Source organism: Kitasatospora sp. NBC_00458 (assembly GCF_036013975.1).
In the GTDB taxonomy this organism is placed as follows: Bacteria; Actinomycetota; Actinomycetes; order Streptomycetales; family Streptomycetaceae; genus Kitasatospora.
The window spans coordinates 4,154,223-4,165,754 of record NZ_CP107904.1; the positions used below are offsets into that span (position 1 = coordinate 4,154,223).

Below are 11,532 nucleotides of genomic sequence, written 5' to 3' on the forward strand. Positions count from 1 at the left end.
CAAACTATCCGCCAGAAAACGAGAAGAATCGGCCAGGGATCCCCGACCATTCGATTAGCGGATGATCATTCCAGCGCGCTTCACGCTCCGGATCACCGGAGCCGTCTCCAGCGCCCCCACCCCCTCCAACGCCCCCAGCCGGTCGGTCAGGTAGGCGTAGAACGCCTCGACGTCCCGGCAGACCAGCCCGGCCACGAGGTTGGTCGGGCCGGTCGTCGCGGCCACGAACCCCGCCTCCGGGTGCTCCGCCATCGCGCGGCCGACCGCCGCCAGCTTCCCCGGCGCCACGGTCAGCCAGCAGAACGCCTCGATCCCGAAGCCGAGCAGCCTGGTCTCCACGTCCACGTCGAAGAAGAGCAGGCCGGAGCCGGTCAGCGCGGCCAGCCGGCGGCGCACCGTCGCCTCCGGGGCGCCGGTCCGGGCCGCCAGCTCGGCCAGCGGCACCCGGCCGTCCACCGCGAGCTCCGCCAGCAGCGCACGGTCCAGCCCGTCCGGCACCACCGGACCGGCCGCCGCCCGAACGGCCGCCGCCCGAACGCCCGCCGACTCGGGCGTGCCCGCCGCCCCGCCACCGCCGGCGTCGGCCCGCCCCGCCGCTCCCCCGCGCAGCCGGGCCACCTGGTCCGCGTCCAGCGCCGAGGTCCGCCCGCTCCACGCGACCGTCCCGCCGACGAACGTCCGCAGCAGGTAGTGCGCGCCGACCGAGAGCACCCGGGGCGTCCGGGGCAGCTTCCCGAGCAGCAGCTCCTCGCGGTCCGGCCGGGCCTTCGAACGGGTGTTGCAGACGATCTCACCACCCGACAGCAGGCTGACCCAGGACGTGTCCGGCCGCCGGGCCAGCGCCTCCGCGATCGCCGACGCGGCGTCCGGCACGCACCGGATCCGGGTCATCCAGTCGACCTCGCCGAGCAGCCGGGCACTGGTCCGCCCGATCACCCGCACCACCCCGGCGGCCCGCAGCCGCTGGTAGCGGCGGGCCACCGTCTGGTCGGAGACCCCGAGCACCTCGGCGATCCGCCGGAACGGCGCCCGGCCGTCCACCTGCAGGGCGTGCAGCAGCGCCCGGTCCAGCTCGTCCAGCGTCACGGTTTCCACCGTGCCGATGGTAGGAGACGTCGAGATCCGCCGGAACGGCCCCGCCGAGCGGCGCGGGACCGGGCTCCGGACCGAGGGTGACGGTGCGTCGGGCCGCCCGGCCCGGCGCGGCGCGGCGGACGAAGGAGCACGGGGATGCGGAAGTGGTGGCCGCTGGTCGCGGTCAGCCTGGGGGTGTTCATGCTGCTGACCGACGTCAGCATCGTGATCGTGGCGCTGCCGGACATCGGCGCGGGGCTGGGCATGGACTTCGACGGCCTGCAGTGGGTGATGGACGGCTACGCGCTGGCCCTGGCCGCCCTGCTCCTCGGTCTCGGTGCGGTCGCCGACCGGGCCGGCCGGCGGCGGGTGTACACGGTCGGCCTGGTGGTCTTCGCCGCCGCCTCGCTCGCCTGCGGTCTCGCACCGAACGGCGGGGTGCTGGTCGCGGCACGGATCGTCCAGGCCGGCGGCGGGGCGGCGATGTTCGCCACCGCGATGGCCCTGCTCAACCTCGCCTACCGGGGCCGCGACCGGGCGGTGGCGTTCGGCGTCTGGGGCGCCGTCAGCGGCGCCGCGGCGGCCACCGGTCCGGTCGCCGGCGGACTGCTCACCGAGTTCCTGGGCTGGCGGTCGGTCTTCCTGGTCAACCTGCCGGTCGCGGTCGCCGGCGTCGTCCTCACCCGCAGGACGCTGCCGGAGTCCCGGAACCCCGCGGCGCACCGGATCGACCTGCCCGGCGCCGCCGCCTTCACCGTCGCGGCCGGCTCGGCCGTCCTGGTGCTGATCCGCGGCGGTGCCGACGGCTGGACCTCGCCGTCCGTGCTCGGCGCGGCCGGGGCGGCCGTCGCGGCGCTCGCCGTCTTCCTCCTGGTCGAGCGCCGCAGCCCGCACCCGCTGCTCGACCTCGGGCTGTTCCGCAGCCCGGTCTTCACCGGGGTGATGGTCTGCGGCCTGGTCTACTCCGCCGCCGCGTTCTCCTACCTCCCGTACACCTCGCTCTGGCTGCAGTCGGTGCTCGGCCGGGGTCCGATGGCCGCCGGTCTCACGCTGCTCCCGATGAGCGTCGTCGCCTTCGCGGTCTCCGCCCTGGCCGGCCGCAGGCTCGCCGTCCTCCCCGCGGCGCTGCCGCTCGCCGGCGGACTGGCCGTGATCGGTGCCGGCGCCCTCCTCCAGTGCACCCTCGACGCCTCGTCCAGCTGGACCGCCCTGCTGCCCGGCCTCGCCCTGACCGGCCTCGGTGTGGGCGCGGTCAGCCCGGTCCTGGCGGCCTGCGCGATGGCCGCCGTCCCGCCGGAGCGCGGCGGCATGGCGGGCGGCGCCGTCAACACCTTCCGCCAGCTGGGCCAGGCCCTCGGGATCGCGGTCCTCGGCCTCGTGCTCCACCAGGGGCTGCGGGCCTCGCTGGCCGGCCACCCCGCGGCGGTCCCCGACGCGGACGCCGCCGCCCGCGTCCTGAGCGCCGGGCAGCCGGTGGCGGGGCTCCCGGACGGCCTGGTCCGTGCCGCGTTCGCCACCGCCCTCGACCGCACCATGCTGGTCGCCGCCCTCACCGCGCTGGCCGGTGCCGCACTCGTCGCGGTCCTCCTCCGGGGCCGGCCGGCCCCGGTCCGGCCGACGGCGGGCGGTCCGCCGCCGGGTGGCCGGAGCGCGGAGAGCCCCGGCGCGGAAGGCCGAGTCGCGGCGGACCGGACGGCGGAAGGCCGGACGGCGGCGGACGGCGTGGCCGCGGACGGACGGCCGACGGCCGGTGCGGTCCGGGCCGCCGACGGCCGCCGGACGGCCTGAGGCGCCCCACCGTTCGGACACCGCGCCGGGGGCGACCGCCCGTCACCTCGGGGTGAGCCCGTGCAGCACCGTGTCGACCAGCTCCGCCGGGTCGAGGTCGGCGAACCCGCTCTCCGGGTCCGCGCCCGAGGAGCGGAAGGAGCGGATCAGCACCGGCCCGAGCAGCAGGTCCATCACGAGGTTCAGGTCGAGGCCGGCCCGGATCTCACCGGCCTCGACCCCCCGCTGCAGCACCTGGAGGACGATCTCCCGGCGGGGCCTGATCGCCTGGTCGATGTACGCGCGGTACAGCTCCGGGTGGATGTCGGCGACGCCGAACAGCCGCGGCACCAGCCGCAGGTAGCGCGGGTCGTCGTGCATCTCCCGCATGCCCCGGACGCATTCCAGCAGCGCCCCGCGCAGGTCGGTCGCGGCGGGCGGGGCGGGCAGCTCGCCGCGCAGCGAGCAGATGGTCGCGACCAGCAGGTCGTCCTTGCCCTTCCAGCGCCGGTAGATGGTGGTCTTGGCGACGCCGGCCCGTGCCGCCACCGCCTCCAGCGAGAACCCGTCCGGCCCGGCCTCGGCGAGGAGGGCGAGCGCGGCGTCCAGGATCGCGCGCTCCGCCTCCTCGCTGCGGGGCCGTCCGGCACGGGCCGTGGTCCGCCTGGCCGTCTCAGCTGTGGGGTGGATGACGGGTCCTCCTGTGTCCGGCGCCGCCGGCTACGCGGCGCGGTGGTGCCGGCCCGGCATCGCCAGGACGACCGCCGCCGCTCCGAGGAGGGCGATCCCGCCCGCCGCGACGGAGGTCACGTGCATGGCCGAGACGAAGGCGTCCTGCGCCTTCGCGGCCAAGGCGTGCAGCTCGGCGAGCACGGACGGCGGAACGGTACCCGACTGTACCTGGGCGGCGAGTTTCTCGGCCTCGGTGGCCGTCCCGACGATCGACTCGGCCGCGTCGTGCCGGGCCGCCGCCGGGAAGACCGCGTCCACGGTGCCGCCGATCCGGTCGCGGTAGGCGGCGGCGAGGACCGAGCCGAGCACCGCGATGCCGAGCGCGCCCGCGGCCTGCCGGACGGTGCTGGTCACCGCCGAGCCGGCCCCGGCCCTGGCCGGCGGGACGGCCGACATCGCCGCCGCGGTGGCCGGGGCGAACACGCCGCCCATGCCGAGCCCGAACAGGAAGCTGACCACCAGCAGGGCCCAGAGCGCGCTGTCCCGGCCGACCCACGCCCAGGAGAGCAGGGCCAGCCCCATCACCGCGAGCCCGCCGGCCACCGGCACGCGGTCGCCGAACCGGACGGCCAGCCCCGTGCTGCGGACGGCCCCGAGCATCAGTCCGGCCGCCACCGGCAGCGCGCAGAACCCGGACTCCAGCGCGTCGTACCCGCGCACCGCCTGCCAGTAGTAGGCGAGGTAGACCAGTCCGCCCATCAGCGCGAACGAGGTGACGGCGAGCGCGAGGGTGCCGCCGGCGAAGCGCCGGTCCCGGAACAGCCCGACGTCCAGCGTCGGCGCGGCTCGCCCGGCCTGGAGCCGCACGAACAGTGCCAGGACGGCCGCCCCGCCGAGCAGGGGCCCGAGCACCGCGGCCGAGGCCCACGCGCCGGTCTCCCCGCCCTTGACGACCCCGTACACCAGCCCCGCGACGCCGGCGGTGCCGAGCACCGCGCCGATCAGGTCCGGCCGCCCCGGCCTGGGGTCCGCGGACTCGGGCACCACGAGCAGCACCGCGATCGAACCGCCCACCACGACGGGCAGGTTGACCAGGAAGAGCGACCCCCACCAGAAGTACTCAAGCAGCAGTCCGCCGGCGATCGGCCCGACCGCGACGGCGATCCCGGAGAACGACGACCAGATCCCGATCGCCCGGCCGCGCTCGTGCGGCGGGAACACGTTCTGGATGATCGACAGGGTCTGCGGCTGCACCATCGCCGCCCCCGCCCCCATGCCGGCCCGCGCCAGGATCAGCGCCACCGGGTCGCTCACCACCGCCGCCGCCACCGAGGCGGCCCCGAACACCGCCATCCCGGCCACCAGCAGCAGCCGCCGCCCGATCCGGTCCCCCAGCACCCCGAACGGGAGCATCAGCCCCGCGAAGACGAGCAGGTACGAGTCGAGCACCCACTCCATCTCGCCCTGCGTGGCCCCCAGGTCGTGCTGGATGCTCCGCAGCCCGACGTTCAGGATCGTGTTGTCGATCAGAATCACCAGGAGGCTGCTGACCAGCACTCCGAGAATCACCCAGCGTCGCGGGTGCCCACCCTCGATCCGTGCCCCGGCACGTTCCGTCTGCGTCATGGCCAGGACCCTAGCCCACTTTCGATACGCTCCGGTAGCGTATCGAAATATGGTTCCATGTGACCCCGGTCACCCCGGGGCCCGTCGCCGGGGCGGGCCCCGGGGGTGGGCGTCGGGCGACCGGGGCTCCCGGGCTCAGCCCCCGGCGGGGAGCCACTCCAGCGACTGGCCGTGCGGACCCGTGCGGGCGAGCGGCCGCTCGTTCAGGGCCAGGGTGAAGAGCCCCTGCCCGGTCGCCGGGGCGGCCGGGAGGCGGCGGTCCACCTCCGGGAACACGCCCGGGCTCTCGTTGGAGATCCAGGGGCAAGCCAGCTCCCGCATCGTCGCGGCGAAGGACTCCCGCTCCCCGGGGCCCAGGTAGGCGATCACGGCGCTGTGGAAGACCACCGGGGTCGCTCCCGCCGGGGCCGCCGCGACCAGGTCGCGGATCGTCTCGTTGAGGTCCCCGCGGACCAGCTCCGGCGGTTCGGCACGCGCGATCCGCACGGCGCCCCGCAGCCGGGCCAGCCGCTCGTGCTGCTCGGGCCAGACCAGGGCCTCCAGCCAGCGCACGTCCTGCGGATCGGCGACGTCCAGCGGGTTCAGGTCGACCCCGGCCCGCCACACGACCTCCGGCAGTCGGAGCGGCACCGGGACGACGGCCCCGTCGGCACCGCCCTCGCCCGGCCCACCGGGTCCGCCACCGGTCGTGGTGCACTCCAGGACGACCGGACCGTCGGCCGGGCCGAGAGCGGTGACGCCGTCGCCGTGCCGGTACACGTAGCGGTACCGGTCCGGGTACAGGCAGAGACCGGCCGAGGCGCCGACCTCGATCAGCGCCAGCGGCTGCGGCAGCCGGGCGAGCAGCGGGAGCAGGGTGGCGCAGCGGCCCGGCTCGTTGGTCTGCGTCCGGCGCGCCAGCACGGCGGCGCGCACCCGGGGCCAGTGCTCGGCGGTCCAGCCGCGGAAGGCCCCGGCGTCGTCGACCGGGCCGCCCAGGAAGCGCACCGCGCCGAGCAGCAGGTTGGGCTGGCGCTTGGCGTGCGGGAGTCCGTCGATCAGCGCCAGCAGGCCCGGGTCGGCGGCGACGGCCGCCGAAAGCCGCTCGTAGGAGGGGGAGTTGCCCCGCGCCTCCGCCGTCGCGAACTGCTGGTACCGCCCTGCCGTGTCCACTCCCCGCCACCCCTTCCGGAAGATCCGGTCGCAGCATACGAAGGCACACCCGGGCGCGCTACAGGGCCTTCCGGCTCCCCCGCACGGGGCCGCCCGGACCGGCCGGAGCCCGCCCTAGGACAGCCCCGCCGCCACCGCGCCCGCCGGCCCGTCCAGCGCGTGGTGCAGCCGGAGGTGCGGCGGCGCGGCGCGGCCCCCCGCCGGCGCGGCGAGGGCGACGGCGGCGGCGTACCGCGGCCCGGCCGGCAGGTCGGTGACGGTCCACCCGCCCGGGTGGCGGTCGCGGTCGCCGCCCAGGTAGTCGGCGGCGGGCGGGCGGCCCAGGCCGATCCCGAGGCCCTTCAGGTACGCCTCCTTGCGGGTCCACAGCCGGGCGAAGACGCCCGGCCGGTCCGCGGGCGGCACGGCCACCAGCTCGGCCCGTTCGGCCGGGTGCAGCACCGCCGACAGCACCTCGGCGGACTCGGCGGCCGGGACCGGCTCCACGTCGACGCCGACCGGGACGGCGGCGAGGCCGATGAGCACCGTGCCGCCGCCGTGCGAGAGCGAGAAGTGGGGCGCTCCGGAGCCGGCGAGCCGGGGACGGCCGTGCGGTTCGGCGCAGCCGGGGCACGGCGCCCGTTCGAAGACCAGGGCCTCCGGGGCGACCGCCAGCCGCCGGCCGAGGACGCGGCGGAGCGCGACGTGGGCGGCCAGGTAGCAGGTCCGGTCGGCGTCCCGGACAAACCGCTCGGAGCGCCGCAGCTCCGTCGCGTCGAGGCAGCGCAGGTCCGACGGACCCACCGGCAGGGAGGCCGAGTCCAGCAGCCAGAGCTCGGCCGCGAGGTCGGCGGGGAGATCGGTTGGGAGATCGGGCGGCGTCACCGCACACCGTTCCGGCACCGGCGCCGCGGACCGCTGCTCCATCCTTGCCTCCATCCCTGTCTCCATCCGCCCCGCCCCCGCGCCGTCCGCCGTGCCGTCCGCCGTGCCCGGCCCGGCCCGAGGGGCGGGCCTGACTGTGGCCCGCGGGCGGACGGGGGCATCGCCGCCCGCCCGCGGACCACAGGCTCGTGCGTCACCCCGCGGGGAGCGCCTCCCGGAAGGGTCCCGGGCGCCCGACCGGCGGAGCGACGGCCTCGGTGACCCCCTGCTGCCCGAGCACGTCGCAGACCGAGGCCAACAGGGCGGTGTCGCAGTAGATGTGCAGTTCGGTGATCTTCGCCCACTTGATCCGCAGGACGTGCACGCCCTGGTTGGAGTAGTGGTTGCCCTCCCGGTCGGTGAGGTGGTCCACCCACTCGACGAAGGCCACGGTGTCCCACGGCCAGCCCTTGGCGACGACCTTCTTCAGCTCGAAGCGCAGGTCGGGCAGGACCTCCGCCAGCCTGTCGTACCAGCGCTGGATCTGCTCGGCGTCGTGCCGCCCGCCCGCCAACGCGTGTGAACCGGAGAACCAGTGCTCCGCATCGGGGGTGAACTGCCGGACGATGGCCGGGTAGTTGCCGCGATTGACCTCGGCGAAGGAGTTGCGCAGATTGCGCCGGACGATGGCGTGGTACACGTTTCCACCTCTGGTCGGAACGGTGAAGACCGGCACGGTGACGGCCCGTCAGGGACACTACGGCTTCTCGGTGACGGGCGGCGCAGCGCCCTCGCGGAGCCCGAAGCGCTCGTACAGCCACCGCAGGGGCGCCGGCGCCCACCAGTTCCAGCGGCCGAGCAGCCGCATCAGCGACGGCACGAGCAGCGCCCGGACGACGGTGGCGTCCACCAGCACGCCCAGCGCCGTGCCGAAGCCCAGTTCCTTGATGAACACGATGCTCGACGTGGCCAGCGCGCCGAGGGCGACGCAGAAGAGCAGGGCGGCGGCCGTCACGACCCGGCCGGTCCTGCCCACGCCGAGGGCGACCGCCTCCGTCTCGCCGGCCCCGGCGTCCCGCGCCTCCTTGATCCTGGCCAGCAGGAAGACGCCGTAGTCCGTCGAGAGCCCGAACACCATCGCGAAGAGCAGCACCGGCTGGGTGGCGTCCAGGGCGCCCTGCGCCGAGGTGCCGAACAGCCCGGCGAGGTGCCCGTCCTGGAAGATCAGGACCAGGACGCCGAAGGTCGCCGTCAGGGTCAGCAGGTTCATCAGGACGGCCTTGAGCGGCAGCACCAGGGAGCCGGTCATCAGCAGCAGCACCAGCACGCTGGTCAGGAGGACGATCAGGGCGGCGGCCGGGAGCCGGTCGACCAGGCTGTCCTTGAGGTCGACGAAGACGGCCGTCTGCCCGCCGACCAGGACCTCGTCCGGCCCCGGCAGCGCGCGCACGTCCCGGACCAGCCCCTGGCTCGCCCCGCTCAGTCCGGGCTCCCGGGGGGTGGCCCGGATCAGCCAGGTGTCGCCGTTCAGCTGCTGCGCGGGCGACACCGCTCCGGCGCCCGGCAGTGCGGCGACCCTCTCGCGCAGGGCGGCGATCCGCTGCCCCGCCGCCGGGTCGCCCGCGGTGGCGACGACCACCTGCACGGACTCCAGCGGGTCGGCGGGGAAGTCCGCGCGCAGCGTGTCGTCGACGGACCGGCTGCTCGCACTGGTGGGCAGGGAGGCGGGGCCGACGGTGGTGAAGGCCACCTTCAGGAACGGCAGTCCGAGCACCACCAGCAGCGCGCTCGCGCCGACCGCCACCAGCGGTGCGCGCCGCATGACGCCCCGGGCGACCGCGAACCAGCCGCCCGTGGTGTTCTCCGGCTCCTCCAGCGACCGGCGCCAGCGCGCCGGGGCCAGGAAGTCGATCCGCCGGCCCAGCAGCCGCAGCGCCGCGGGCAGCACCAGCAGCGCCACCAGCAGCGCGGACGCGGACACCAGCAGGCCGCCCACCGCCATCGAGTAGAGGAAGCGCTGGCGGAAGACGAACAGCGAGGCCATCGCGGCGCTCACGGTCAGCGAGCTGAAGAGGATGGTGCGGCCCGCGGTGTGCAGGGTGACGGTGACCGCCCTGGACACGTCCGGGTCGACGGCCAGCTCGCTGCGGAAGCGCGAGACGATCAGCAGGCCGTAGTCGATCGCGAGGCCCAGGCCCAGCGCCGTGACCAGGTTGAGCGAGAAGATCGACATCGGTGAGAACTGGTCGACCAGCCGCAGGCCCAGCAGGGTGAGGACGACGTTCAGCCCGCCGATCACCAGCGGCAGCGCGGACGCCACCAGGCTGCGGAAGATCCACAGGGACAGCAGGAACAGCACCGGGAAGGCGAGCAGTTCGGCCCGCTGGAGGTCGTGCTGGACGGTGCTGACGACCTGGTTGCCGACCACCTCGCTGCCGCCGAGGCGGACGTTCGGGTTGCCGTGCAGCCGCTCGGTCAGCCGGTCCACCGCGTCCTGGTAGCGGTCGCCCTCCCCCGCCTTCAGCCGGCCGACCACGATCGTCCGCAGGCCGTCGCGGGAGACCAGTGCCTCGTCCCGGGTCCGCTCGTACGTCAGCACGTCCGCGAACGCGGGGTCGCCGGCCATCAGCGCGGCCACCCGTCCGACCTCGTCCCGGGTGCGGGGGCCGTTCACCGACTCGCCGGTGGAGACCAGGGCGATGACGCCGCCGTCGCTGCGGATGCCGGTGGCCTCCTCCAGCCGCTGGTCGGCCCGCACGCTGCCGGACCCGGGGGTCACGAAGTCCGGGTTCCCGCCGGTCAGCGACGCGACGACGGGGGCGCCGAAGAACGCCGCCAGCGCGGCCGCCACGACGGCGCACAGCACCACCGCCCGGGCGTGCCGGTCCGCCAGCCGGGCGAGCAGGCCCATCATGCGTGGCTCCTCGGCCGTGCCGCCCCGGTCGTCTCCGCCACCGCTCCCCCGGCCGCGGGAGCGGCCGTGCCGCCCGTGCCGCCGGACCCGCCCGTGCGGGCCGCGACCGCCGGCGGCTCGGCCCCCATCCGGCGGACCAGCTTGCGCAGCATCGCCCGGTAGGAGAAGTGCTCGACCTGGAGCCAGTGCCGCTCGGAGTCGTAGTAGCTGATGCCGCCGCTCAGTTCGGCCGCGCTGAGCGGCTCGGCCTTCGCCCGCTTGAACCACGCGGCCCGCTGCGGGTCGGTCCGCAGCAGGTGCAGGTAGCGGGCCATCAGCTGCGACTGGTAGTCCATGATCGGCCAGTTGCCGGTGGAGGTCTGGAAGTACCCGATCACGAAGAGGTTGTCGTAGTCCGGGTGGAAGGCGTTCAGGTGCAGCTCCGGGGTGCGGTCGCCCCAGTTCAGGTGCTTGCGGTCGATGAACGGGAACTCGGTCATCCGGTAGCCGGTGGCGTAGACGATGACGTCGAACGCCTCCTCGGTGCCGTCGGTGAACCCCACCCGGTCACCGCGGAGTTCGGCGATGTCCGGTCTGGCGGTGATGTCGCCGTGCCCGAGGTGGTACAGCAGCGTCGAGTTGATGACGAAGTGCTCCTCCAGCAGCTTGTGCGAGGGCTTGGGCAGCCCGTACTGCTCCGGCCGGCCCGCGCTGTTGAGCCGCAGGAACAGGCCGCCGAAGAAGCGCACCACCGACCGGGGCATCCGCCACTTCAGCACGTTCTCGTAGAGCACGTCCGTCGGCATGCCGAACAGGTACTTGGGCCAGTAGTAGCAGCCGCGCCGGACGCTGAGCGAGGTCGCGGCGGCGTTCTGCGAGGACTCCACGGCGATGTCGCAGCCGGACGTCCCGCCGCCCACCACCAGCACCCGCTTGCCGCGCAGCGGCGCCGGGTCGCGGTACTCGCAGGAGTGCATCGTCTCGCCGTCGAAGTGCCCGGGGTACGAGGGCGTCCGGGGGCTCCAGTTGTGGCCGTTGGCGATCACCACCCCGGCGTAGCGGCGCTCCTCGCCGCCGTCGAGGACGACGTACCAGTCCGGGGAGCCGTCCCGTCGCTCGATCCGCTCCACCGTGCGGTGGAACTCGACGTGCCGGTGGACGCCGAAGTGCTCGGCGTACGAGCGCAGGTAGGCGTGCGCGTGGTCGCGCCCGAGGTAGGTCGGGAAGTGGTCCGGGATCGGGAAGTCGTCGTACTGGATGTAGGGCTTGGACGTGATGAGGTGGACCGAGTCGTAGGCGGCGCTCCGGGAGTTGCCGCCGTACCAGTTGCCGCCGACGTCGCCCGCGCGCTCGATCACGTCGATCTCGAACCCGAACTCCAGCAGGTTCTTGGCGGCGGCCAGGCCGCCCGCCCCGGCGCCGACGACGCAGTAGGCGTCCGATCGGTCAACGATCGTGCTCAACGGTGCCCCCGGTGGGTGGTGTCGTCGTGCCGTGCGGCACGG

The 11,532-nt window shown here is 75.1% G+C and carries 9 protein-coding genes; 1 reads left to right on the top strand and 8 read right to left on the bottom strand.

All coding sequences use genetic code 11. The features are described from left to right. Positions 1-54: 54 nt before the first annotated feature. Entirely contained in the window at positions 55-1,095 is a 1,041-nt protein-coding gene (locus OG550_RS16980; protein WP_327678428.1) for an Lrp/AsnC family transcriptional regulator, read from the bottom strand. Between the two features lie 135 nt (positions 1,096-1,230). Here OG550_RS16980 and OG550_RS16985 point away from each other — a divergent pair, with 135 nt between their 5' ends. Further along, positions 1,231-2,862, top strand: coding sequence for an MFS transporter (locus tag OG550_RS16985; RefSeq protein WP_327678431.1), 1,632 nt, complete (start codon positions 1,231-1,233; stop codon positions 2,860-2,862). A 42-nt stretch (positions 2,863-2,904) separates the two neighbouring features. On the opposite strand, the gene OG550_RS16990 is transcribed toward OG550_RS16985, so the two are convergent. The 7 genes from OG550_RS16990 to OG550_RS17020 all read right to left on the bottom strand — a co-directional run bounded on the left by OG550_RS16990 (position 2,905) and on the right by OG550_RS17020 (position 11,490). Next, positions 2,905-3,531, bottom strand: coding sequence for a TetR/AcrR family transcriptional regulator (locus OG550_RS16990; protein WP_327683933.1), 627 nt, complete (start codon positions 3,529-3,531; stop codon positions 2,905-2,907). Between the two features lie 30 nt (positions 3,532-3,561). Continuing rightward, complete coding sequence (locus tag OG550_RS16995; protein ID WP_327678432.1) at positions 3,562-5,139, bottom strand: MFS transporter; 1,578 nt, start codon at positions 5,137-5,139, stop codon at positions 3,562-3,564. Positions 5,140-5,274: 135 nt separating this feature from the next. After that, positions 5,275-6,291: a DUF2332 domain-containing protein gene (locus tag OG550_RS17000; protein WP_327678434.1), complete on the bottom strand. Its 1,017-nt coding sequence runs from the start codon at positions 6,289-6,291 to the stop codon at positions 5,275-5,277. A 114-nt stretch (positions 6,292-6,405) separates the two neighbouring features. Further along, positions 6,406-7,197 carry a 4'-phosphopantetheinyl transferase family protein gene (locus OG550_RS17005; protein ID WP_327678436.1) on the bottom strand — a complete coding sequence of 264 codons (792 nt, stop codon included), beginning with the start codon at positions 7,195-7,197 and terminating at the stop codon, positions 6,406-6,408. A 151-nt stretch (positions 7,198-7,348) separates the two neighbouring features. After that, a complete protein-coding gene (locus OG550_RS17010; protein WP_327678438.1) occupies positions 7,349-7,834 on the bottom strand; it encodes a nuclear transport factor 2 family protein in 486 nt (161 codons plus the stop codon). A 57-nt stretch (positions 7,835-7,891) separates the two neighbouring features. Continuing rightward, positions 7,892-10,048: an MMPL family transporter gene (locus tag OG550_RS17015; RefSeq protein ID WP_327678439.1), complete on the bottom strand. Its 2,157-nt coding sequence runs from the start codon at positions 10,046-10,048 to the stop codon at positions 7,892-7,894. Next, a complete protein-coding gene (locus OG550_RS17020; RefSeq protein WP_327678441.1) occupies positions 10,045-11,490 on the bottom strand; it encodes a flavin-containing monooxygenase in 1,446 nt (481 codons plus the stop codon). Before OG550_RS17020 ends, OG550_RS17015 begins: the two co-directional genes overlap by 4 nt. Positions 11,491-11,532 lie beyond the last annotated feature (42 nt).

Coding starts and splice junctions, on each gene's coding strand:
- OG550_RS16985 (WP_327678431.1), top strand. CDS start 1,231: ATGCGGAAGTGGTGGCCGCTGGTCGCGGTCAGCCTGGGGGTGTTCATG.
- OG550_RS17015 (WP_327678439.1), bottom strand. CDS start 10,048: ATGATGGGCCTGCTCGCCCGGCTGGCGGACCGGCACGCCCGGGCGGTG.
- OG550_RS17005 (WP_327678436.1), bottom strand. CDS start 7,197: ATGGAGCAGCGGTCCGCGGCGCCGGTGCCGGAACGGTGTGCGGTGACG.
- OG550_RS16995 (WP_327678432.1), bottom strand. CDS start 5,139: ATGACGCAGACGGAACGTGCCGGGGCACGGATCGAGGGTGGGCACCCG.